At 73.2% G+C, this 22189-nt stretch carries 22 protein-coding genes and 1 tRNA gene; 13 read left to right on the plus strand and 10 right to left on the minus strand.

What is annotated here, in order from left to right:
• Positions 1-169: 169 nt before the first annotated feature.
• The 3 genes from BR70_RS0107510 to BR70_RS0107520 all read left to right on the plus strand — a co-directional run bounded on the left by BR70_RS0107510 (position 170) and on the right by BR70_RS0107520 (position 2502).
• Entirely contained in the window at positions 170-763 is a 594-nt protein-coding gene (locus tag BR70_RS0107510) for an HdeD family acid-resistance protein (protein WP_027465562.1), read from the plus strand.
• A complete protein-coding gene (locus BR70_RS0107515; RefSeq protein ID WP_027465563.1) occupies positions 763-1053 on the plus strand; it encodes a hypothetical protein in 291 nt (96 codons plus the stop codon). Before BR70_RS0107510 ends, BR70_RS0107515 begins: the two co-directional genes overlap by 1 nt.
• 66 nt (positions 1054-1119) lie before the next feature.
• On the plus strand, positions 1120-2502 hold the full coding sequence (locus BR70_RS0107520; RefSeq protein ID WP_027465564.1) for a hypothetical protein: 1383 nt from the start codon (positions 1120-1122) through the stop codon (positions 2500-2502).
• A gap of 19 nt (positions 2503-2521) precedes the next feature.
• Here BR70_RS0107520 and BR70_RS0107525 read toward each other — a convergent pair whose 3' ends face one another.
• Positions 2522-2728: a hypothetical protein gene (locus BR70_RS0107525; protein ID WP_027465565.1), complete on the minus strand. Its 207-nt coding sequence runs from the start codon at positions 2726-2728 to the stop codon at positions 2522-2524.
• Positions 2729-2861: 133 nt separating this feature from the next.
• Between BR70_RS0107525 and BR70_RS0107530 the strand changes: the two genes are divergently transcribed.
• Positions 2862-2933: transfer RNA gene (locus tag BR70_RS0107530), tRNA-Gly, on the plus strand.
• Between the two features lie 284 nt (positions 2934-3217).
• On the opposite strand, the gene BR70_RS0107535 is transcribed toward BR70_RS0107530, so the two are convergent.
• Genes BR70_RS0107535 through BR70_RS0107545 form a run of 3 tightly spaced genes read right to left on the minus strand, consistent with a single transcriptional unit; the run spans position 3218 to position 4868 of the window.
• A complete protein-coding gene (locus tag BR70_RS0107535; RefSeq protein WP_027465566.1) occupies positions 3218-3487 on the minus strand; it encodes a DUF6510 family protein in 270 nt (89 codons plus the stop codon).
• Positions 3487-4278 (minus strand): ferredoxin reductase, encoded by a 792-nt coding sequence (locus BR70_RS0107540; protein ID WP_027465567.1) that lies wholly within the window; start codon positions 4276-4278, stop codon positions 3487-3489. Before BR70_RS0107540 ends, BR70_RS0107535 begins: the two co-directional genes overlap by 1 nt.
• Positions 4275-4868 (minus strand): molybdopterin-dependent oxidoreductase, encoded by a 594-nt coding sequence (locus BR70_RS0107545; protein WP_027465568.1) that lies wholly within the window; start codon positions 4866-4868, stop codon positions 4275-4277. The genes BR70_RS0107540 and BR70_RS0107545 overlap by 4 nt, the downstream gene beginning before the upstream one ends.
• Before the next feature lie 235 nt (positions 4869-5103).
• On the opposite strand from BR70_RS0107545, the gene BR70_RS0107550 reads away from it, so the two are divergent.
• From BR70_RS0107550 to BR70_RS0107585, 8 genes are all read left to right on the plus strand, one after another.
• Positions 5104-6705, plus strand: a complete 1602-nt coding sequence (locus BR70_RS0107550; RefSeq protein ID WP_027465569.1) for an ABC transporter substrate-binding protein — start codon at positions 5104-5106, stop codon at positions 6703-6705.
• Positions 6702-7730, plus strand: coding sequence for an ABC transporter permease (locus BR70_RS0107555; RefSeq protein ID WP_027465570.1), 1029 nt, complete (start codon positions 6702-6704; stop codon positions 7728-7730). Before BR70_RS0107550 ends, BR70_RS0107555 begins: the two co-directional genes overlap by 4 nt.
• Positions 7727-8614 (plus strand): ABC transporter permease, encoded by an 888-nt coding sequence (locus BR70_RS0107560; protein ID WP_027465571.1) that lies wholly within the window; start codon positions 7727-7729, stop codon positions 8612-8614. Before BR70_RS0107555 ends, BR70_RS0107560 begins: the two co-directional genes overlap by 4 nt.
• Positions 8611-10398 (plus strand): dipeptide ABC transporter ATP-binding protein, encoded by a 1788-nt coding sequence (locus BR70_RS0107565; RefSeq protein ID WP_027465572.1) that lies wholly within the window; start codon positions 8611-8613, stop codon positions 10396-10398. Before BR70_RS0107560 ends, BR70_RS0107565 begins: the two co-directional genes overlap by 4 nt.
• The gene (locus BR70_RS0107570) at positions 10395-12491 is read left to right on the plus strand and encodes a CocE/NonD family hydrolase (protein ID WP_027465573.1); all 2097 of its coding nucleotides are present in this window, start codon (positions 10395-10397) and stop codon (positions 12489-12491) included. The genes BR70_RS0107565 and BR70_RS0107570 overlap by 4 nt, the downstream gene beginning before the upstream one ends.
• Positions 12488-13132, plus strand: a complete 645-nt coding sequence (locus tag BR70_RS20035; protein ID WP_035808288.1) for a TetR/AcrR family transcriptional regulator — start codon at positions 12488-12490, stop codon at positions 13130-13132. Before BR70_RS0107570 ends, BR70_RS20035 begins: the two co-directional genes overlap by 4 nt.
• 29 nt (positions 13133-13161) lie before the next feature.
• The gene (locus tag BR70_RS22230; protein ID WP_051596722.1) at positions 13162-13584 is read left to right on the plus strand and encodes an SIP domain-containing protein; all 423 of its coding nucleotides are present in this window, start codon (positions 13162-13164) and stop codon (positions 13582-13584) included.
• A gap of 123 nt (positions 13585-13707) precedes the next feature.
• Positions 13708-14208: a Dps family protein gene (locus tag BR70_RS0107585; RefSeq protein ID WP_027465574.1), complete on the plus strand. Its 501-nt coding sequence runs from the start codon at positions 13708-13710 to the stop codon at positions 14206-14208.
• A gap of 86 nt (positions 14209-14294) precedes the next feature.
• Here the strand turns inward: BR70_RS0107585 and BR70_RS0107590 are convergent, their stop codons facing one another.
• The 6 genes from BR70_RS0107590 to BR70_RS0107615 form a co-directional block, all read right to left on the minus strand.
• The gene (locus BR70_RS0107590; RefSeq protein WP_027465575.1) at positions 14295-14957 is read right to left on the minus strand and encodes a response regulator; all 663 of its coding nucleotides are present in this window, start codon (positions 14955-14957) and stop codon (positions 14295-14297) included.
• A complete protein-coding gene (locus BR70_RS20045) occupies positions 14954-16201 on the minus strand; it encodes a sensor histidine kinase (RefSeq protein ID WP_051596723.1) in 1248 nt (415 codons plus the stop codon). The genes BR70_RS0107590 and BR70_RS20045 overlap by 4 nt, the downstream gene beginning before the upstream one ends.
• On the minus strand, positions 16198-16893 hold the full coding sequence (locus BR70_RS0107600) for a DedA family protein (protein WP_027465576.1): 696 nt from the start codon (positions 16891-16893) through the stop codon (positions 16198-16200). The genes BR70_RS20045 and BR70_RS0107600 overlap by 4 nt, the downstream gene beginning before the upstream one ends.
• Positions 16894-16986: 93 nt before the next feature.
• The gene (locus tag BR70_RS0107605; RefSeq protein WP_027465577.1) at positions 16987-17871 is read right to left on the minus strand and encodes a glycosyltransferase family 2 protein; all 885 of its coding nucleotides are present in this window, start codon (positions 17869-17871) and stop codon (positions 16987-16989) included.
• A complete protein-coding gene (rfaE2, locus tag BR70_RS0107610) occupies positions 17868-19361 on the minus strand; it encodes a D-glycero-beta-D-manno-heptose 1-phosphate adenylyltransferase (RefSeq protein ID WP_027465578.1) in 1494 nt (497 codons plus the stop codon). Before rfaE2 ends, BR70_RS0107605 begins: the two co-directional genes overlap by 4 nt.
• Complete coding sequence (locus BR70_RS0107615) at positions 19358-20884, minus strand: aldehyde dehydrogenase family protein (RefSeq protein WP_027465579.1); 1527 nt, start codon at positions 20882-20884, stop codon at positions 19358-19360. Before BR70_RS0107615 ends, rfaE2 begins: the two co-directional genes overlap by 4 nt.
• A gap of 134 nt (positions 20885-21018) precedes the next feature.
• Between BR70_RS0107615 and BR70_RS0107620 the strand changes: the two genes are divergently transcribed.
• Positions 21019-22107, plus strand: a complete 1089-nt coding sequence (locus BR70_RS0107620) for a glycosyltransferase family 9 protein (RefSeq protein WP_027465580.1) — start codon at positions 21019-21021, stop codon at positions 22105-22107.
• Positions 22108-22189: the final 82 nt, after the last annotated feature.

The raw sequence follows: 22189 nt of genomic DNA on the forward strand, positions 1-22189 counted from the left end.
GGCGGTGCCGGGGACAGCCCGCGCCCCGATGCGCACGCATGGGACATGGACAACTACTCACCTCCGGGTGTAGTCCTGTGCGCAGGACGCACTGCACGGGCGGTCACAGGTCGCCAGCACCAACCAGCACCACAGCACCAGTCGGGACCTGCAGGGAGGTCGGACGGACATGCGTGACGAAGGTGACGTCGGCCAGCAGACGGGCTCGCGTCCGCCGGGCGGCGACGGAATCCGGTGGGCGTTCGGGATCGTCGGCGCAGTGGGCGTGCTCGCCGGACTGGCTGCGATCGTCCTGCCCCACGCGACGCTGTTCGCTGTGTCGTGGGTCTTCGGGATCTACTTGGTCGTGTCTGGAGCGGCGCTGGTCGTCCGGGGGGTCCAGGTGCACCCTCGGGTCTGGTGGCGTCAGGCCGGGCTGGTGGTCCTCGGGGCGCTGGTGGTCGCCGGCGGCGTCGTCGCGATCGTGTTCCCGCCGATCGGGGCGCGGTGGGTGGCGCTGCTGCTCGGGTTCGCCTGGATCCTCGAGGGCATCGCGCTCGTCTACGCCCCGTGGGTGGGCCGCCGGCCGTTGACCGTGGTGCTCGCCGTGCTCAGTGTGCTGAGCGGCATCCTGGTGATGAACCTGCCAGGTCTCGGCGCGCTGGTGACGGTGGCCGCGGTGGGGAGCGTGCTCATCCTGTTCGGTGTCGTCCAGCTCGTCGTCGCGTTCAGCTGGCCGCGTCCGGAGGAGGATCGGGCCGGCGTTCCGATCCCTGGCCCCTGATGCTCGCCGTGCGGTGGGAGCAACAGGGACCGAAGTCCTGGGTGGCGCGCGACCACGGGACCAGCCTGGGGCTCGTGCTGCACGTGCGTGAGCGGTTCCTGGCGTTCGACCAGGACGACCGGCCGCTCGGGAGCGCAGCGTCCCTGGCGGCGGCGCAACAGCTCGTCACCGGCGCCGTCCGCTCGAGTGCCCCGGCGCGGCGGGACACCGTCGCGGTGGTGCTGTCGGTGCTCGCGGCGCTGACCGTCGGGGGAGCGGCCGTCGTGCTCGCCGCTCGCGCGCTGATCTGAACGGCGATCATCGGCGGCGAGGCGGACCGGCGCACGCACGGCGGGTGCACCGGTACCGTTGCGTCCGTGAACGACGACCCCGATGCCGCCATCGCCCAGCACGTCCACGACGCCTGGGACGGTTCCCTGCGCCTGGTGCACATCACGATCTCGGACGAGGACGGTGACGCCTACCCCGGGCAGGACGTCGACCGGTGGGTGATCGACGTCCGCGTCCCGATCACCGACGACGACGAGACCGAGGCGGTCTCCGTCGCCGAGGTCACCGCGTTCACGAGCCGTGCACCGGAGTCGCTCGAGGCACTGGTGCTCGGCTACCAGGTCTCCGACGTCGCCGGGTCCTTCGCGTCCGCCGTCGCCGCACAGGACGCGACGGAGGAGACGTTCTTCTCGCTGCAGACCCACGCCGCCGAGATGCTCGGCAAGCCCGACCTGCTCGCCGTCGACCGGCTCACCGTCCGTCCCGCGTACCGGGAGCTGCCCGGACTGGTGCCGGCGATCGTCGACGCCGTCCGCCACGGACCGGCCGGTCGTACCGCATCGTGGGTGCTCACGGACCCGACGGTGTGGGACGTGCCGTTCGGTGAGGACGACCGGTCAGCCGGCGCGTTCGTGCAGTGGGCCGACACCGCGGTGCTCACCTCGATGAACGCCGCGCCGGACGACCTGGAACGCCTGTCGCTCGTGCCGCCGGCCGGTGGCATCGTGATGGGGTCCCGGTCGGACGAGGTGCACCTCGGCGACGCGATCGACCAGGCGATGACGCAACCGGCGATCGCGGTGCCGTTCGACCTGCCGCCGAAGCTCCCCGCCAGCATCTGGGCCGCCGCGCCCGAGGACGTCCACGGCGTGCACCCGGACGAGACCACGGGGTCGATCACGGTGGAGACGCACGACGAACAGCTCGAGGTCGTCGGTTCGCCCGGCACCGCACCGCAGCTCGTGGGGATCTCGGCCTCGGCCGACGCCGCGACCCAGGAGTGGCTCCGCTCCGTGCACCAGCGCTGGTGGCAGTACGAGCCGGACCTGCACGCCCGCATCCACGACGTCGTCGACGAGTACCTGTCCACCGGGCACATCGAGTCGGCGTCGGACGAGCTCGCCGGGCACCTGCACGCCCCCGACCTGCCGCCGTACAGGACGGAGTGGCCGGGCACCGGCACCGTCCTGCTCGAGGAGCTCGGCGAGGACACCGAGCCCATCGTCTTCGACGCCGTGCTCGAGGACGGCACCCGGCACGAGCACATCGGCGTGGTCGTCGTGCACGAGTCCGGACACGTCCGTGCGTTCCTGCACGACGAGTGGGAGCCCGGGTTCCCGGCCGCGGAGGCCGCGGTCGCGCACCTCATCAGCCTGGGTGCCGGCGAGTTCTTCGCGGACGCCCTGCACGACGAGCTGTCCGCGGGTGTCGAGCACGCGATCCTGACGGGTGACGTCCGCGGCCACTGACGAGCCGCCACGGGTCGGCTCAGACCGGCCGATAGATCGCGATCGGCGGGGTGTCGTCGTCGCCCGCGTCGTGGGCATCGCCCGTCGCGAGCCAGGTGCGACCCTCGTGCTCGATCGTGGTCGGCAGGTCGCCGTGCACCAGGATCCGGATCGCGGGGGCGTCACCGTCGACCAGGTCGACGCCGTGGGCCTCGGTCCCGCCGGGATTGTCGTGCACGTAGCTCATGGTCCGATCGAACTCCGTCGACCTGACGGACGGCCCGCGCCGCGCCGGACACGCCCGGAACCTTCACCGGAACCGGTGATGCCGCCCTTCTTCGGGTAGAGTCATCTCCGCACGGCCAGCACGGCGTGTGAATGCGGATGTGGCGCAGTGGTAGCGCATCACCTTGCCAAGGTGAGGGTCGCGAGTTCGAATCTCGTCATCCGCTCAGAACAGGAAGACCGGAACCCCCGTCGCTCGGAAGAGCGGTGGGGGTTCCGTCGTTGCGGGGCGTCGCAGCACCGAAGGCGTGGGGGCCCAGCGGGCGCAGGCTTCGGGTACCCGCGCCCACCGGGCGCGGAGGCGACCCTGCCCCCACTGGCACGCGCCGGGTGGGTGGCCCGGCGCAGTTCCGAGGATGTATCCGGAGCCGTCCCCCGTTCGGGTGGGAACCGGATCCAGGGTTGCGGGAACCCGCAAGAAACCCGCACGACCCGCCGCATGAGCCTTGTGCTACTCGATGCCGTCCGGTGTCGACGCCGACATCGTGCGGGCACCGGGCAACCCCACCCAGCGCCGGGTCCCGGACTCGACGACCGTGACGAGCACCGTGTCGCACCCGCGGCAGCGCGCCACCGACCCCATCGCGGAGCGGTGGACGGTGGTCTGCCCGAGCACCCCGAGCGAACCGCACCCAGCGCAGCGCAGGGCGACCACGGTCGGCTCGGGTCCCAGGCTGTCGACCAGCGTCCCCGCCAGTGCGTTGCCGTCCACGACGACCATCAGTTGCCCCCGAACCGTTCGGCACGGACGTCACTCGTGTCGTGTCCGAGCTCGGTGAGCCAGCGCAGCACCTGCTCGACGAACGGCGTCGACCCGCACACGTAGACCAGGGCACCCGCGTCCGGCGGGAACACCGCGGCAGCGAGCGCGTCCCGCGTCAGCCGACCGGCCGGCGCGGACGAGCCTGGAGGCGCGGTGCGGCTGTACACGTGGGTCACCTCGAGCGGTGCCCGGCTCGCGAGCGCCTGGTCGAGTTCCGCACGGAAGAACACGTCGTCCGGTGTGCGGACGGCCGCGAGGAGCCGGAAGGGCGCCGGGTCGTCCGCCTCGGCGTGGGCGGTCACCATCGCGACGAGCGGCACGATGCCGGACCCGCCGGCGATGAGCTGCACCGGCCGGGTGGACTCACCCGGCCGCCAGACGAACCAGCCGCCCAGGGGTCCGTGGACCTCGAGCGCGTCGCCGACCTCGACGGCGTCGACGAGGAACGGCGAGACCTCGCCGCCGTCCACCCGGTCGACCGCGAGCACGACGTCGGTCGCGGGGCCGGCCGACGCGATGGAGTACGAGCGCTGTGCCTGGTAGCCGTCCTCGGCGGTCAGCCGCAGGTCCAGGTGCTGCCCGGGGTCGTTGCCCGGCCAGGTGGGGACGTCGAGGACGATCCGGCGCGCGTTCGTCGTCTCGCGGCCGACGGACGCGACGGTGGCGGCGTGCCAGGCCGGCCGCCTGCGCGTGGCGGGACGAGCGACGGGGGTGATCCGTGCCCCCAGGCCGGTGTCGGGGAGCGTCACCAGTACCGCTCTTCCTTCCACGGGTCGCCGTGCAGGTTGTAGCCCGCGTTCTCCCAGAAGCCGGGTTCGTCGTCGGACTGCATGACGATGCCGCGCACCCACTTGGCACTCTTCCAGAAGTACAGGTGGGGCACCAGCAGTCGGGCGGGCCCGCCGTGCTCGGGCGTCAGGGGCTCGCCGTCGGCCTCGAACGCGATCCAGGACTTGCCGTCGAGCAGCTCGTCGAGCGGGACGTTGGTCGTGTAGCCGCCGTAGCTGTGCACCATGCAGTAGTCGAGTTCGGTCTCGACGTCCGCGAACAGGCGGTCGAGCGGGACACCCCGCCACGGCATGTCGAGCTTGGTCCAGTGCGTGACGCAGTGGATGTCGACGGTGACGTCCTCGACGCCGAGCGCGTGCACCTCGTCCCAGGTCCACTGGTGCAGGCCGGACTCGGTGCGGATCGAGAAGGCCCAGTCGGTCGGCTCGATGTCGGGCGTCGCTCCGGCGGACAGGACGGGCCAGTCGCGGACCAGGGTCTGACCGGGCGGGATGCGGGTGTCGTCGCGGTCGTCGCGTCGACCGCCGAACCCGCGGGTGAACGTGGCCATGGTCCTCCTCGGGGACGTCGGTGCGTTCCCGATCATGCCGTGTGCCGGGCGGTGCCGTGTAACGGGTTGGTAAACGTTCCACCGGTGGACGGAACGGTCGTGCGCGGCGGCGGATCGGCGCGGGCTCGCCGATCGGGTCGGACGCGGTGGTGATCCGCGCGGCGGGAGCGGGCTTGGGGGATCGGCCCGGGACCTCTATCGTTCACCGGAACGATTACAGGAGGGGTCACCCCGAATGCAGCCCATCGTCCCCGAACCCCGAGGCGCCCACGGTCCGAGCCGTCGGGCGCTCATCACCGGCGCCGCCGGTCTGGCCGGCCTCGGCCTGCTCACCCTCGCCGGATGCAGCTCCGGCGCGTCCGCCGGCACCCCCACGATCCCCGAGGCGGCGGCCACCGGCGTCGCCCGTCGGGGCGGACGCCTGCGCATCGCACGGCCCGCCGCCTCCGCCGCCGAGACCCTCGACTCCGCGAGCTCGCTGTCCGCCTACGAGTACCTCGGCGCGCTGTACAACCGGCTCGTCAAGCTCGACCAGCAGGGCACCCCGGTGCCGGACCTGGCCGAGGAGTGGTCCGCGAACGCCGACGGCACCGAGTGGACCTTCGCGCTCCGCCGGGGCGTGGTCTTCCACGACGGGTCCCGGTTCACCGCCGACGACGCCATCGCGAGCATCCGGCACATCCTCGACGAGAAGACCGGCAGCCCGCAGGCCGGGGTGCTCGGCGAGGTCATGGACGCCGACTCGATGCGCGCCGTCGACCCGTACACGCTGCGTTTCTCGCTGACGAAGCCCAACGCCGAGTTCCCGTCGCTGCTCACCGCCTACCAGTGCTACATCGTGCCGGCCGACGCCATCGCCGACATCGGCCGCACCGGGATCGGGACGGGGCCGTTCCGGCTGTCGTCGTTCACCCCCGCCGGTGCGGGCAGCGTCGAGGCGTTCCCGGACCACTTCGCCGGCCGCCCGGCGCTCGACGGCATCGACTTCTACTCGATCCAGGACACCACCGCGCGGGTGAACGCCCTGCTCGCCGGGCAGATCGACCTCATCTCGCAGACGAACCTGGACTTCGCGACCGCCCGCGTGGTGTCGGCGTCCGACCGGGCCACCGTCGCCCGGTCGAAGAACGCCCAGTGGTACACGATCCCGATGCTCGCCACGAGCGACGAGTTCAGCGACCCGCGGGTGCGCCAGGCGATGAAGCTCGCCTACGACCCCCGGAAGATCGTCGACACCGCCCTGCAGGGCACCGGTTCGGCAGGCTGGGACAACCCCGTGCCGCCGCAGCTCGCCGCGTTCGTCGACGACCACCGCGAGTACGACCCGGACAAGGCCCGGGCGCTGCTCAAGCAGGCCGGGCGTGCGGACTTCCGCGCCGCGATCTACACGTCGAGCTACGAGTCGGTGTTCACCCCGATGGCCGTCGCCTACCGCGACGCCGTCGCCGATGCGGGCATCCGTCTGACCGTCCGCAACGCCAGCTCGGACTCGTACTACACGCAGATCTGGATGCAGAAGCCGCTCATGGTGAGCTACTGGTTCACGGGGCGGCCGATCGACCAGCTGCTCAACCAGATCTTCCGCTCGGGGTCGTCGTACAACGAGAGCGCCTGGTCGAACGAGACCTTCGACGGGCTGCTCGACGACGCCCGCGCCGAGATGGACGACGCCAAGCGGCTCACCCTGTACCAGGACGCCCAGCGGCTCGTCGTCGAGGACGGTGCCGACATGACACCGATGTTCGGCGACCGGCTCGTGGGGTTGTCCCGCGACGTCGTGAACTACTCGGAGTACGGCTTCGAGTTCGACTACCTGCGGATCGGACTGCGCCGATGACGACCACGAACACGCCGTCGGACGTCCTCGTCCCCGTCCTCCGCCGCGTCGGCATCGCCGTGCTGACCGTGGTGCTCGCCTCGCTCTTCGTGTTCCTCGCGGTGCAGGCGCTCCCCGGTGACGTCGCCCAGCAGCTGCTCGGGCAGAACGCCACTCCCGACGCCGTGAAGCAACTGCGGGAGACCCTCGGCCTCGACCAGAACGTCTGGCTCCGCTACCTGCAGTGGCTCGGCGGCGCGGTGCACGGCGACTTCGGCACCTCGCTCGTCAGCGGCGAACCGGTCGCCCCGACGCTGTTCACGGCCTTCCGGAACAGCATGCTCATCGCCGTGCCCGCGATGCTCGTCGGCGTCACGGTGTCCCTGACGCTCGGGGTCGTCGCCGGTGTCCGCCGCGGCCGTCCGAGCGACAAGGTGATCTCGGTCGTCAGCCTGGTCGTGATGAGCGTGCCGGAGTTCATGGTCGCCACCGTCCTGGTGCTGCTGTTCGCGATCGGCTTACCGGTGTTCCCCGCCGTCGTGCTGCGGGGGAGCGACGCCACCGTCGCCGAGCTGCTGCCCACCATCTGGCTGCCGATCATCGTGCTGACCCTCGCGATGGCCGCCTACATCGTGCGGACGGCCCGCTCGTCGACCATCGACGTGATGGCGTCGGAGTTCGTCACGACGGCCGAGCTCAAGGGCCTGACGATGCGCCGCGTGGTCTGGAACCACGCGGTCCCGAGCGCCCTGCTCCCGACGCTGAACGTCGTCGCGCTCAACGTCGCGTGGCTGCTCGGCGGTGTCGTGGTGGTCGAGAACGTCTTCAACTACCCGGGGATGGGCAAGCTCATGCTCGAGTCGGTGTTCAACCGCGACCTGCCCACCATCGAGGCGATCGCCCTGCTGAGCGCCCTGATCTACGTCGTGTGCAACCTGGCCGCCGACCTCGTCGCGCTCGCACTCGACCCGAAGCTGCGGACCCGCCAGCGACGACCGCGCACGCACACCCGCAGCGCCCGCAGCACCAGGAAGGCCGCCGCATGACCGCCACCGCACCCCGCCGCCGCGTCGGGCGCGACGTGCTCGCCGTCGCGCTCGCACCCCTGCGCGGGTCGACGGCGCTGAGCATCGGCCTCGGCCTCATCGCCCTGCACGTCGTCCTCGCGCTGCTCGCGCCGGTCATCGCCGGGCACGACCCGGTCGCCACGAACGCCGGCGACGTGCTCGCCGGTCCGACGTGGACGCACTGGCTCGGCACCGACCAGTACGGGCGTGACGTCCTCTCCCGCACCCTGAACGGCGGCCGGTACGCGCTGTCCGTGACCTTCCTCGCCACCACGATCGCCGTCGCGGTCGGCACCGTGCTCGGCTGCGTCACGGCCTACGCCGACAACTGGTTCGACGAGGTCGTCATGCGCGTCGTCGACGCCCTGCTCAGCGTGCCGTCGATCCTCGCGCTCCTGGTCGTCGTGACGGTCTTCGACGCCGGCCTCTGGGTCATCGTCCTCGCCGTCACGGTCGTCTACGCCCCCGCGGTGACCCGGGTCGTCCGCGGCGCCGCCCGCACCGTGATCACGCAGGACTACGTCACCGCGGCCCGCGCCCGGGGCGAGCGGCCGCTGTCGATCGTGTTCCGCGAGATCCTGCCGAACGTGCTCGACGTCGTGCTCGTCGAGTACGCGATGCGGGCCTCGTGGATCGTGCTGCTCGTCGCGTCGTTGTCCTTCCTGGGCTTCGGCGCGAACCCGCCGACCCCGGACTGGGGCCTGATGGTGCAGGAGAACCGCACCGCGCTCACCGTGGTGCCGCTCGGCACCCTCGCCCCGATCGTGGCACTCGCCACGCTGGTGATCGGACTGAACCTCGCGGCCGACGGCCTGAGCAAGTCGCTCGGTGTCGACCGTGCCAAGCAGGGAGTCAGCGCATGACCCGCACCGACACCGGCACGACGTCCGCCGCGACGACGACCGTGCCCGACGCGATCGTCCGCGTCGACGACCTGTCCATCTCGTACGCCGCCGGCAAGCGACGCGTGCCCGTCGTCCGGGGCGTCTCGTTCGCGATCGAGGCCGGTCGCACCCTGGGCCTGGTCGGCGAGTCCGGCAGCGGCAAGTCCACCGTCGCGAGGACGCTCCTCGCACACCTACGGGCCGGGTCGGCGATCGACGGCGGGACGGTCCGCGTCGACGGCGCCGACGTCTTCGCCCTGTCGCCGGCCGGCCGCCGGGCGCTCCGCGGCGGCACCGCCTCGGTCGTCGCCCAGAACGCCGGGCAGGCACTCACCCCGTCGATGCGCGTCGGCGAGCAGATCCGCGAGGCCCTCCGCGCCCACGGCGAGCCCGACGGCCCCGAACGCGTCGCCGAGCTGGTGCGGCTGGTCCGGCTGCCGGACCCCGACGCGATCGTCCGTCGGTACCCGCACCAGTTGTCCGGCGGCCAGCAGCAGCGCATCGCCATCGCGATGGCCGTCGCCGCCCGGCCGCGCGTGCTCGTCCTCGACGAGCCGACCACCGCCCTCGACGTCGTCACCCAGGCCGCGGTCCTCGACCTGGTCGCCGACCTCGGTCGGCAGCTCGGCATGGCCGTCCTGCTCGTCAGCCACGACCTCGGGGTGGTGTCCGCCATGGCGGACGAGATCGCCGTGATGCGCGACGGCGAGGTCGTCGAGCACGCCGCCACGGCGGCGCTCTTCGCCGCTCCGCAGCACGACTACACGCGCGCCCTGCTGGCCGCGGTGCCGGACGGGCGACGGCCTGGAGGCGTGGGGCACGTGCCCGACGACGCGACCGTCCCCGGGACGGTCGGCTCCACGGCCACCCGCACCGCGCCTCCCGAGCGCACCGCCCGCCCCGTGGTGACCGCTGACGACCTGGTGATCCGCTACGGCCGCGGACTGCCGGCCGCCGTCGACGGCGTCTCGTTCACGATCGCCGCGCACGAGACGCTCGCCGTCGTCGGCGAGTCCGGCAGCGGCAAGTCGACGCTCGCGACGGCGCTGGCCGGACTGGTGCCGGCCGAGTCGGGGACGTTCACGTACGACGACGGCACGACCCGCGGCGACCTGCGCGAGCCGATCGCCGGCCGCGCGCCCGACCTGCGTCGCGCCGTGCAGCTCGTGTTCCAGAACGCGGACACGTCGCTCAACCCGCGGCGCACCGTGGGTGCCGCCGTCGCGCGGCCGCTCCGGCTGTTCAGCGGCTCGTCCTCGCGCGAGCGCGCGGGCGCCCTGCTCAGCCAGGTCGGGCTCGGGCCGGAGTTCGCCGACCGCCTGCCCGCGCAGCTGTCCGGTGGGCAGCGCCAGCGCGTCGGGATCGCGCGCGCACTCGCGGCGGAGCCGTCGCTCGTGATCGCCGACGAGATCACCACGGCGCTGGACGTGCAGGTGCAGGCGGGGATCCTCGCGCTGCTGGCCGACCTGCAGCGCGAGCAGGGCCTCGCCTGCCTGTTCATCAGCCACGACCTCGCCGTGGTGCGGGGCGTGGCGGACCGGGTCGCGGTGATGACCGGTGGCCGGATCGTCGAGATCGGGCCGACCGAGCGGGTGTTCACCGGCCCGAACCACCCGTACACGTCGACGCTGCTCGCGGCGACGCTCGAACCCGGCAGCACGACCCTGCCCGACGTCGGTGACGGGGTGCCGCGCTGGCGGCACGCCGACGGCTGGACCGACCACGGCGACGGACACCGCACCCGCAACTGGGAGGACGCATGACGACCGACGACGGCACCGACCACGGCACCGCCGCCGCCACCTTCACCGCCATCGGCGACCCCGGCTCGCTGCCCGCGGGCGTGACGGTCCGCGACGAGTGGATCCCGATGCCCGACGGTGTGCGGCTGCACGCCCGGATCTGGGCACCGTCGCAGTCGCCGACGCAGCCGGGTGACCCCGGCGGCCCGACGCCGGTGCTGCTCGAGTACCTGCCGTACCGGCTCGACGACTGGACCGCACCACGCGACTCGGAGCGGCACCCCTGGTACGCCCAGCACGGGTACGCCTCGGTGCGGGTCGACATCCGCGGCACCGGTTCGTCCGACGGGTTCTTCGACGACGAGTACAGCGAGCAGGAGCTGCTCGACGGCGAGGCCGTGATCGCCTGGCTCGCCGAGCAGCCGTGGTCGACGGGCGCCGTCGGCATGTTCGGCATCTCGTGGGGCGGCTTCAACGCGCTGCAGCTCGCGGCTCGGGCACCCGCCGCGCTCAAGGCCATCGTGACGGTCTGCTCGACGGACGACCGGTACGACAACGACGTGCACTACGTCGGCGGTGCCGTGCTCGGCATCGACATGGCGGCTTGGGGCGCGACCATGTTCGCCTTCAACTCCCGGCCGCCCCGGCCCGAGGTCGTCGGCGCCGGGTGGATCGACCGCTGGCGGGAACGCCTCGAGGCGAACCGCCCGATGACGCCCGTGTGGCTGGCGCACCAGGAACGTGACGACTACTGGCGGCACGGCAGCGCGGCCGAGGACTACGACGGCATCCGCGCAGCGGTGCTCGCGGTCGGTGGCTGGGCGGACCCGTACCGGGACGCCGTGCTCCGGCTCGTCGACCACGTCAGCGCCCCCGTGAAGGGCATCGTCGGCCCGTGGTCGCACCAGTACCCGGACCGTGGGCTCGCGCCGGGGCCGTCGATCGGGTTCCTGCAGGAGACCCTGCGGTGGTGGGACCGCTGGCTGCTCGGGGTGGACACCGGCGTCGAGGACGACCCGGCACTGCGGGCCTGGATCAACGAGGGGGAAGCCCCGGCGCCGTACTACGCCGGTCGCCGCGGTCGCTGGATCGGTGCCGAGGCGTGGCCCTCCGCCGCGACCCACGAGCGCGTCCTGCCCCTCGCCGCCCTGCGGGGCGGTGACCTCGGACCGGTCGTGGTGCGGTCGCCGCAGCACACCGGGGTGGACGCCGGTCGGTTCTTCCCCTTCGGCAACGCCACCGACCTGCCGCCGGACCAGCGCGCCGAGGACGGCCGGTCGGTCACCTTCGACCTGCCCGTCGGCAAGGCGTTCGACCTGCTCGGCAACGTGCTCGTGCGGTTGTCCGTCACGAGCGACCAGCCCCGGGCCACCCTGACCGTCCGGCTCTGCGACGTCGCACCGGACGGCTCGTCGACGCTCGTCACACGCGGGGTGCTGAACGCCGCGAAGCGCGACGGCATGGACCGCGACGACGTGCTCGTGCCCGGGGCGCCCGCCGAACTGCCCGTCCGCCTGGTCTCGACCGGACACCGGTTCGCCGCCGGACACCGGCTGCGCATCGCGGTCTCCTCGTCGTACTGGCCGTGGGTGTGGCCGCACGGCGTCGAGGCCACGGTGACGATCGACCCGACCGCCTCGAGCGTCACCCTGCCCACCTGGACCCGGTCGACCGACGACGGGGTCGTCTTCGCCGAGCCCGAGCGGTCCGAGCCCCTCGTGATCGAGCGCGTCGCGCCGGCCGACCCGCTGCCGCAGCGCACGGTGACGCACGACGTCGAGACGGGGGAGTGGACGCTCGACGTCGACCCCGGGTACGGCGGCGGGCGCGTCTACCCGGACGGCCTCGTGTTCACCGAAGACGCCCGCGAGACGTACCGGATCCGCTCCGACGACCCGACCAGCGCACGGGCGAGTTCCCGTTGGGCCATCGGGCTGGCGAAGCCGGAGTGGGCCGCGCGCCTCGAGACGACCTCCGAGGTCACCGCCGACGCCGACACCTTCCACGTCGTCAACACCGTGCGCGCCTGGGCCTGCGACGGCGGACCGGACGAACCCGAGGTGCTCGTCACCGAGCGGACCTTCGTCGACGACGTCCCACGGACGTCGGCGTGACCGCGGCGGCACGGGTCCGGCAGCGGCCGGAGGTCCGACGCGCGATGATCGTCGAGGCCGCCCGCGCGGTGATCGTCCGGAACGGCGTCGGCGCCACCGGGCTGCGCGACATCGCGGCCGAGGCCGGCGTCTCCGTCGGCACCGTGACGTACCACTTCGGCAGTGTCGCGGAGATCCTCAACGAGGTCGTGGTGCTCGAGACGGAGCGCTTCTACGGCGCCATCGTCGCAGCGGTCGACGCCGAACCCGACGTGCTGGTGGGGCTGCGGATGCTCGTCGCCCCGCTGTTCGGCGACACCGAGCAGGTCCGGCAGCACTGGCGGATCTGGTCCGACTACTGGACAGCGGTGGTCCGGCGGCCCGAGGTCGCGGCCGAGTACGCCGAACGCATCCGCGTCTGGGAGGCGTGCCTGGTGCGGGTCATCCGGCGCGGGGTGGAGGCCGGGGTGTTCGTCGACGTCGACGCCGACACCGTCGCGCTGCAGCTCGCCGCGTACAGCGACGGCGTCGCGACGCAGATCGCCCAGGGCGTCCCGGGGCTGACGAACACGGTCGCCCTGTCCTGGATGTGGCGGTTCCTGTCGCACGAACTCGGTGTGCCCGCTGTGGACATCGCCGGAACCGGTCGTTCCCCCTTGTGATGAGGTAAGGCTTCCCTTACCGTTGCCACATGGCACGGACCCGGCGACAGCCCAGCGAACGCATCCTCATCGCGGGCGGTGCCGAGGACCTCGTCGAGATCCACCGCCAGCTCGAGGAACTCCCCGAGAACGCGTACGGGCAGGTCTTCGTCGAGGTCGCCCTCGACGAGCAGATCCGCATCCTGCCGGCCCCGCCGCGCGTCACCGTCACCTGGCTGGTCCGGAGCGCCCGCAGCTCGGCCGTCGCCCCGCTGGTCTTCGCGGACCACGGCGAAGCCCTCGCACACGCCCTGACCGGCTGGGCCGCCGAGTGGTGCGTGACGGACTGCGAGCCCCGCACCTCGGTCTGGATCGGGTGCGCGGACAGCCCGTGGATCGAGCGCGCACGGTCCATGGTGCAGCTCGAGCTCACCGACGCCGGCCAGCAGGTCCAGGTCGAGTACGGCGGGTAAGGGCAGCCTGCTCTTCCTTGCGGCATGCAAGAGAGGCGGGCATGGTTGTGACCATCGGCAGCACCGCGCCGGTCCGGACAGGGCCAGGCGCGCGGGTGCAGCCACGACGGAGGAGGAAACGACATGACCACGCAGAGCAGCACCACCACCAGCACCACGTCCCCGTTCTCGACCACGCCGGAGCTCGCAGCCGGGGTCGCGCAGTTCCTCGCCCCCGTCGTCATCGACCTCGAGGCGCTCGTCGTCAACGGCAAGCAGGCCCACTGGCACGTCCGTGGCCGCAACTTCGTCGGCGTGCACGAGCTCCTCGACGAGATCGTCGAGCACGCGCAGGACTACGCGGACAAGGCTGCGGAGCGCATCGTCGCCCTCGGCCTGCCGGTCGACTCGCGCATCGCGACCGTCGCCGCGAACACCACCCTGCCGCCGCTGTCGCAGGGCTTCCAGAACTCGGACGTCACCATCACCGAGGTGATCGCCCAGATCGACGCCGCACTGCTGCAGGTCCGCCGTGCGGTCGACGGCCTCGACGAGGTCGACCTCAACAGCCAGGACGTCGCGATCGAGATCGAGCGCGCGCTGACGAAGGACCGCTGGTTCCTGCAGGCGCACCTCGCCGCCTGAGTCGCGACCACACCTCTGACAGGAGGCCCGGTGCCAGCTGGCACCGGGCCTCCTGTCCGTCTGCGGTCACGTCTCGGGCCCGCACCTCACGCGGACGGCGTGACCAGCCCGCTCTCGTAGGCCAGCACGACGGCGTGCACCCGGTCCCGCAGCTGCAGCTTCGCCAGGACCCGGCCGACGTGGGTCTTCACGGTCTGCTCCGCGATGAACAGCTCCGCCGCGATCTCCCCGTTCGACCGCCCCCGCGCCATCAGCAGGAACACGTCGCGCTCCCGGTCGGTCAGCACGTCGAGCACCTCGGTCCGAGGGGCCGTCGGCTGCGGACCGGCGACGAAGGCCTCGACGAGGTGCCGGGTCACCCTCGGTGCGAGCAGGGAGTCGCCGGCTGCGACGGTCCGCACGGCCTGCACGAGCTCCTCGGCGCTCGCGTCCTTCAGCAGGAACCCGCTCGCCCCGGCACGGAGCGCGTCGAACACGTAGTCGTCGATGTCGAACGTCGTGAGCATCACCACGCGGGCGGGCGACTCCGCGGGCGCCGCGGTGATCCGCCGGGTCGCCTCGATCCCGTCGAGCTCCGGCATCCGGACGTCCATCAGGATTACGTCCGGCCGGAGCCGGATCGCCATCACGACCGCCTCGGCCCCGTTCGCTGCCTCGCCGACGACCTCGACGTCGTCCTGGGCCTGGAGGATCGCCCGCAGTCCGACACGGAACATCTGCTGGTCGTCGACCACCATCACCCGCGTCATCGGCTCGCCCCGTCGGCCGTCGGCTGCGACGTGGACGTGGTGGGCCGGGTGGGCAGACTGACGGCGACGCGGAAGCCGCCGTCCGGGTCCGGTCCGTGGTCGATGGTGCCGCGGAGCGCGGCGACGCGCTCCCGCATGCCCGCCAGACCGAAGCCGCCGTCGTCCGGCGGCGCACCGGGCACGCTGCCGACCGGTGGCGCGGTGTTGGCGACCTCGACCGTGAGGGCCGGCCCGTGCCTCCCGACCGTCACCACGGTGGTCGCACCGGGCGCGTGCCGGGCCACGTTGCCGAGCGCCTCCTGCACGACCCGGTACACGGTGAGCTGCGCGAGCCGGTCGACGTCGTCGAGGTCGGGGTCGAGCCCCTCGTCGAGTCGGAGCTCGACGGGGATGCCGGCCGCGCGGGTGGCCTGCACGAGCGCGTGCAGGTCGGCGAGCCGCGGCTGCGGTGCGCGCTCGGCGTCGGCGTCGCCACGCAGGGTGCCGAGCAGCTGCCGCATCTCCCGCAGGGCCGTGCGCGAGGTCTCGGCGATCGCGGCGAACTCGGTCCGGGCCTCCGGCGGCAGGTCCGCGACGCGGTACGGGGCGGACTCGGCCTGCATGTGCACGACGGACATGCTGTGGGCGACGACGTCGTGGAGTTCACGGGCGATCCGGGAGCGCTCCTCGACCGTCCGGCGTCGGGCCTGCTCGAGCTCGGTGTCGCGGCGGGCGGCGGCGAGCTCCTCGCGCACGGTCCGGCGCTGCCCGATGACCACAGCAGCGGCCGCCACGACGAGGGTGTCGCCGGCACTCACCACGAAGCTCGTCGCCCAGACGTCGACCTGCCCCCACCGGTCGGGCGTCACGCCGATGAGCAGCAGGGTGAGCAGCGTCGCCGCGACCCAGACCACCGCGGTGAGCAGCCAGGTGGTGCGGACACCCAGCACGACGAGCAGCACGCTCAGGCCGATGATGCTCGTGACCGAGACCGGCCAGGGTCCGACGGTGCCGGGTGCCGTCAGGACCCCGAGGCCGGCGAGCGCGACGAGGTGTGCGACCGACGCCGTGCGGGGGACGAGCGGTGCGAGCCCGATGCTCGCCGACAGCACGGCGGTCGCGAGCAGCGCGAGCGGCACGGGGACGCCGTAGAACACCGCGGTCACGGGTGCGGCGACGGCGAACAGGGACACCACGACGACGACGAAGCCGATCTGCACGGCAGGCCGGACCCAGGTGGGTCGGGGCTTCGGGACGACGGTCACGGGCGGGCGGTCTCTCCGGTTCGGACGAGGCAGGCCTCGGGGGCGGTGGCGGGGGCGGGTGTGGCAGCGGCGGCGGCAGCGCTGGCCTCGCGGGCTTCGCGCCTGCGGCTGATGCTACCGAGCACCCGGTCGACCGCGATCCCGAGCCCGGCGGCGACCACCATCGACACCAGGGCCGCGACGATCGGTTCGTGCAGCACGCTCGACGCGGCAAGGGCGATGCCGATCGACACCGCCGACCACGCCACACCCGCGATCGCGCTGATCGCGAGGAACCGGCGGTAGGGCAGGCCGGTCGCGCCGGCGGTCATGTTGACCGCGACCCGGCCGACCGGGATGAAGCGCCCGGTCAGGATGAGGCTGGCGGAGCGGCGCTGCATCTGCCGCTCAGCGAACGCGAAGGCCGCTGCGATCCGTGGTCGCTTCGACCGGGCCAGCCGGGCGAACCCGATCCGGCGCCCGATCCAGTACGCGATCGAGTCGCCGGCGATCGCTCCGAGGGCGGCGGCGGCGAGCACCACGGCGAGCACGGGCTGCCCGGACGTCGCGGCGACGGCGGCGATCGCGACCAGGGCGGACTCGCTCGGCACCGGCGGGAAGAAGCCGTCCACCAGGCACAGGGCGAAGAGGATGACGTAGACGAGCGGACTCGCGGCCAGCTCGACGACGAGCGGGGTGATCTGGTCGAACACGGGGTGCTCCCTCCCGCCGACGGAACTCGTCGACGAGGACGACGCTACGGAACCGGCGCGCGCCGGCCATCCCGCGGTGGTCTCGACCACCCCCTACCGCGGTATGACGTTCCCGTCCGCGAAGACCACGTCGGGCGCGTCCACCCGGCGGTCGACGACGGTGGTCGGGGCCTCCAGGTGCACGGCACCCGAGGGCATGATGCCCGCACCGCCGAACCGTTCCATCACCCGCCACTGCGCGACGACGTCCTCGCCGGCGTGCTCGGGCGGCAGGGTGTCCCAGAACCGGAAGCCCCCGGCCTCCTCGAGCGCACGACGGTCGTACAGCGCGCAGGCACCGACCCACGCGACGCGGTAGGGCACCCACTCTCCGGGGTGCAGGTCGAGGTCGGCGGCGACGTGCGTCGGGTTCGCGGCGTTGTGCAGCGACCAACGGTCGAAGCCGGGGGTCCCGCGGCGCACCACCTCGGGCACGACCGGGCCGTCCCACCGCTCGAACACCGAGGTCTCGTGGGGGCGTCGGTCCTGCAGGTACGACAGGCCCTGCACGGCGCTGCCGACGAACCCGCAGCCCAGGGTGCGGAGCGCGTCGAGCATCCGCGCGATCGACCCCGGTTCGAGCCAGACGTCGTCGTCGAGGAACAGCACCGCGGCGGCCTCGGCGTGGTCGAGCAGGAACTGCCGGTGCTCTGCCAGGCCACGCCGTTCCGGGTGGGTGAGGAGCGTGACGGGCCGGCCCTGCGCCTCCAGGACGCGGAGCATGGCGGCGACCGCCGGCGCGCTGGCGGCGTCTCCGTCCGCGGACTGGTCGCTGAGGACGACGCGCAGGTCGACGTCGGTCTGGGCGGCGAGGCCGGCGAGCGTCGTGGCGAGCTCGGCCGGCCTGCCGACGGTCGGGATGAGCACATCGACGTCGACCGTGCTCGTGTCCGCTGGATCGGGGGCCTTCGCCCAGGACCCGGACCAGCGGGCGGTCACGGTGCCGGGTCCGGTTCGGGCCGCGCAGCGGCTTCGCGGATCCGGCGCACGACGGCGCTGGTGGAGTGCTCGGGCACGTAGTCGACCATGACGACCTCGCCGCCGTAGCCGCGCACGACCTCGGTCTCGGTCAGCATCTCGGGGGAGTAGTCCCCGCCCTTGACGTAGACCTCGGGGCGCAGCCGCTCGATGAGCGGGATGGGGGTGTCCGTCGCGAACACCGTGACCAGGTCGACGCAGGCCAGCGCGGCGAGCACGCCGGCGCGGTCCTCGGCCGGGTTGATCGGCCGCTCCGGACCCTTCAGCCGGCGCACCGAGTCGTCGTCGTTCAGGGCGACGATGAGCAGGTCGCCCAGGTCACGGGCCTGGCGCAGGTAGGTGGTGTGCCCGCGGTGCACCACGTCGAAGCAGCCGTTCGTGAAGACCACGCGTCGGCCGGCCTGCCGTGCGGCCTCGACCGCGGTGGCGAGCTCGTCGTGGTCGACGACGGTCGCCGCCGGCGCGGTCACCGAGTCGAGCAGGGCGGCGGCGGTGCAGACGGACGTGCCGGCCTCGCGGACGACGACGTCGGCAGCGGCCTGGGCGACCGCGACGGCGTCGCGCAGGGGTGCCTGCACGGCGAGGGCGACGGTCGCGGCGGCGCAGAAGGTGTCACCGGCGCCGGAGGCCTGCTGCTCCGAGGCTGGCGTCGCACGCGTGCGGAACCCCTGGTCGGAGCCGGCCTCGAGCAGCACGGTGCCGTCGCGGTCGAGCGTGACCACCGCGGCACGGGCGCCGCTGCGGGCGAGCACGTCGGCACGGGCTGCGACAACGGTGCCGACGCGGTCGGCACCGGTGCCGAGCTCCGTGCCGAGCAGTGCGGCGGTCTCACCGGCGTTCGGCGTGACGAGGTCGGGGTGCAGCGCGGCCCAGCGGGTCAGGTCGTGCGCGTCGACCACGACGGCGCCGGGGCGGTCACGGTCGAGCATCGGCACGACGTCCTCGGGGCGGACGCCCAGGCCGTAGTCGCACACGACGGCGGCGTCGGCGCACCGGATGGCGCGGGCCACCGAGCGGGCGAGGCGTTCGCCGTGCTCGGCGGTCGGGGTCGCGGCCAGCTCGTCGACCCGGACCACGACGCGGTCACCGCCGACCACGCGCGACTTCGTCGTGGTGCGGGCGCCGGGGATCTCGACCAGGAACGACGTGTCGACGCCGGCTGCCTCGAGCCGCTGGCGCAGGACGTCACCGGCCTCGTCGTCACCGATGAGCCCCACCATGCGGACCCGGGCGCCCAGGGCACGGGCGTTCACGGCCGTGTTCGCCGCGCCGCCCGGCACCGCGATGGTCTCGGTGACGCGGACGACGGGGGCCGGGGCCTCACGGGAGACCCGCTCGGCCTCGCCGACGGTCCAGCGGTCGAGGATGCAGTCGCCGATGACGACGACGAGGGGCTCGCGGTCGTCGATCGTCGCGACGAGGTCACGGACCAGCCGGACGTCGGCGGTCATCGGGTGCCTCCCACGGTGTCGGCGCTGCCGGCGGTGGCGCCGGCAGCGGCTGCGGGGCCGGTGGCGCCTGCTGCGGCGCCGGTGCTGCCGGTGGCTGCGGTGGTGCCGGCTGCTTCCGTCGACGGCTCGACGGTACGGCGCGGCGGCGCGGCCTCGAGGTGCACCACGGTCGCGGTCGTCATCTCGTCGAGCAGGTGCGGGCCGTACCCGAACCCGGCGCCCGAGGCACCGCGGGGCTGGGCGCTGCCGCCCGGAGCGCCACCGAACACGGCGTTCACCTTGACGGTGCCGACGGGCAGCTCGGCCGCTGCACGGAGCGCGTGTGCGGTGTCGTTCGTCAGCACGGTGGCTGCGAGGCCGTAGCGGTCGGCCGCGGCCAGCCGGAGACCCTCCGCGAAGTCCGACACGACGCGCACCGGGGCGATCGGGCCGAAGGTCTCCTCGGTCAGCACGAGCATGTCGTCCGCGCAGTCGGTCAGGACGGTCGCCGGGTAGAACGACCCGAGCCCGCCGGGCGTGACGCCGCCGGTCCGGGCGACCGCGCCGCGGGCGATCGCGTCGTCGACGTGGTGCTGCACGAGCCCGCGCAGCCGGTCGTCCACGAGCGGCCCGAACTCGGCTGCGGGTGCGGCCGTGCGGCGCTCCGCCTCGGCGACCAGCGCGGCGACGAAGGGCTCGGCGACGTCCTGGTGCACGTACACCCGCTCGACGCTGGTGCAGATCTGGCCGGTGTTCGCGAAGGCGCCGAGGGCGACCTGTGCGGCGGCCCACTCCGGGTCGACGTCGGCGTCGACGACGACGGGGTCGTTGCCGCCGTTCTCGCGGATGACGTGGGCGCGGGTGGTCGCGGCCACCTCGCTCAGGCGGTCACCGGTCGCGGTCGACCCGACGTGCGCGTAGACGTCGATGCCCTCCTGCGCCAGGAGCTGCTCGCCGGTGGTCGCGTCGCCGTCGACGCCGATGAGCACACCGTCCGGCAGGACCTCGGCGAGCAGCGCGTTGAGTCGGGCGAAGGTCGCGGGGCACCGTTCGCTGCCCTTGTGCACCACCGTGTTGCCCGTGACGATCGCTGCTCCGAGGATCCCGCAGGCCACGGCGACCGGGTCGTTCCACGGCGTCAGGGCGAGCACCACGCCGCGCGGGTGCGGCACCGACCAGTCGGCGGCACCGAACTGCCCGCGCAGGGCCTCACCCCGGTGCACCGGCCCGAGCTCGGCGTACTGCACGAGCGTGCCGATGCCGGCCTCGACCCCACCGAGTGCGTCGCCGGGCACCTTGCCGGTCTCGCGGGTGTTCAGGTCCGCCAGCTCCTGCGCGTGCGCACGGAGGTGCTCGGCCGCGGCGTGCAGCAGTGCACCGCGCTCGGCCGGCGCGGTGCGGGCCCAGGCGCCGGCAGCGGCACGGGCACGGGCGACGGCGTTGCGGACGTCGTCCTCGGTCGAGCGTCGCACGGTGGACGCGATCGATCCGTTCACGGGGTCGGTCACCACGAGGTCGTCGGCGGCGGGGGGTGCGATCGTCATGGGGTCCTTCCGGAGGCGGGCGGGGCCTCACACGGTGCTCGTGCTCCGCTGTGTGCGGTCACGGCATCGCGCTTCTCGTCCATCCGGGGGCGCTGCTGGGCGTCCGGACGGGTCCGACCGGTAGACGTGGAGCTGTGCAACAGATCGGTGTGGGCGGAGAACGGTTCGACGGTGTCAGCGAGATCGCGGTGCTCCGCGGTGGGGGACTGGGCGACCTGATGTTCGCCCTCCCGGCGGTCGAGGCCCTGGCCGCCGCGTACCCCGGAGCCCGGATCTCGCTGCTCGGGGCACCGTCGGCGCGGCCGGTGCTCGAGGGTCGCACCGACGCCGTCCACGCCTTCGAGGAGCTCCCCGTCGTCCCCGGCGTCCGGGACTCCGGCGAGGGCGCACCGACCGAGCAGGACTTCTTCGAGCGGCTGCACGGGCGCTTCGACCTCGCGGTGCAGGTGCACGGCGGCGGCCGGAACTCGAACCCGTTCCTGCTCCGGCTCGGCGCCCGTCACACCGTGGGCACCGCCACCGAGGACGCCGAGGTCCTGGAGCGCTGGGCCCGCTACGTCTACTACCAGCACGAGGTCGTCCGGGCGCTCGAGGTGGCCTCGCTCGCCGGCGCCGAACCGGTCACCCTCGACCCCCGACTGCGCGTCCCCGAGGCCGCGCGGGCCGGGGTCCGGCAGCGCCTCGGGGTCCGGGGACGACTCGTGGCGATCCACCCCGGTGCCACCGACCCGCGTCGCCGCTGGAGCCCCTCGCGCTTCGCCGAGGTCGCCCGTGCCCGGCTCGCCGCCGGTGACGACGTGGTGCTCGTCGGTGACGACTCGGACGTCCCGGCGTCGTCCGCCATCGTCGCGTCGCTGCCGCCCGAGCTGCGGGGACGCGTGCACGACCTCACCGGGTCACTGCCGCTGCGTGAACTGCCCGACGTCCTCGCCGCCGCCGACGTCATGGTCGGCGACGACTCCGGCCCACGGCACCTCGCCGTCGCCGTGGGCACCCCGACCGTCGGCGTGTTCTGGTTCGGCAACGTGATCAACGCCGGGCCGTTCGACCGCGGTCGGCACCGGGTGCACCTGTCCTTCGTGACGCAGTGCCCGGTCTGCGGCGTCGACGTCACCCAGGTCGGCTGGACCGCCGAGCGGTGTGAGCACGACCCGTCCTATGTGGACCAGGTCGAGCCGGAGGCCGTCCTCGCCGACGTCGAGGACCTGCTCCGCACGGTCTGACGCTGCGCGCGGCGCCACGACCGCCCGGTGCGAGGTTCCACACTCCGTGGGACGCTCCGGCCCTCGCACGGGGTGCGGAAGC

It is taken from the genome of Curtobacterium sp. UNCCL17 (assembly GCF_000686685.1).
GTDB classification, from domain to species: domain Bacteria; phylum Actinomycetota; class Actinomycetes; order Actinomycetales; family Microbacteriaceae; genus Curtobacterium; species Curtobacterium flaccumfaciens.

Coding starts and splice junctions, on each gene's coding strand:
- BR70_RS0107585 (WP_027465574.1), top strand. CDS start 13,708: ATGACCACGCAGAGCAGCACCACCACCAGCACCACGTCCCCGTTCTCG.
- BR70_RS0107555 (WP_027465570.1), top strand. CDS start 6,702: ATGACGACCACGAACACGCCGTCGGACGTCCTCGTCCCCGTCCTCCGC.
- BR70_RS0107525 (WP_027465565.1), bottom strand. CDS start 2,728: ATGAGCTACGTGCACGACAATCCCGGCGGGACCGAGGCCCACGGCGTC.
- BR70_RS0107615 (WP_027465579.1), bottom strand. CDS start 20,884: ATGACGATCGCACCCCCCGCCGCCGACGACCTCGTGGTGACCGACCCC.
- BR70_RS0107565 (WP_027465572.1), top strand. CDS start 8,611: ATGACCCGCACCGACACCGGCACGACGTCCGCCGCGACGACGACCGTG.
- BR70_RS0107515 (WP_027465563.1), top strand. CDS start 763: ATGCTCGCCGTGCGGTGGGAGCAACAGGGACCGAAGTCCTGGGTGGCG.
- BR70_RS22230 (WP_051596722.1), top strand. CDS start 13,162: ATGGCACGGACCCGGCGACAGCCCAGCGAACGCATCCTCATCGCGGGC.
- BR70_RS0107545 (WP_027465568.1), bottom strand. CDS start 4,868: ATGGCCACGTTCACCCGCGGGTTCGGCGGTCGACGCGACGACCGCGAC.
- BR70_RS0107535 (WP_027465566.1), bottom strand. CDS start 3,487: ATGGTCGTCGTGGACGGCAACGCACTGGCGGGGACGCTGGTCGACAGC.
- BR70_RS0107550 (WP_027465569.1), top strand. CDS start 5,104: ATGCAGCCCATCGTCCCCGAACCCCGAGGCGCCCACGGTCCGAGCCGT.
- BR70_RS0107570 (WP_027465573.1), top strand. CDS start 10,395: ATGACGACCGACGACGGCACCGACCACGGCACCGCCGCCGCCACCTTC.
- rfaE2 (WP_027465578.1), bottom strand. CDS start 19,361: ATGACCGCCGACGTCCGGCTGGTCCGTGACCTCGTCGCGACGATCGAC.
- BR70_RS0107590 (WP_027465575.1), bottom strand. CDS start 14,957: ATGACGCGGGTGATGGTGGTCGACGACCAGCAGATGTTCCGTGTCGGA.
- BR70_RS0107510 (WP_027465562.1), top strand. CDS start 170: ATGCGTGACGAAGGTGACGTCGGCCAGCAGACGGGCTCGCGTCCGCCG.
- BR70_RS0107560 (WP_027465571.1), top strand. CDS start 7,727: ATGACCGCCACCGCACCCCGCCGCCGCGTCGGGCGCGACGTGCTCGCC.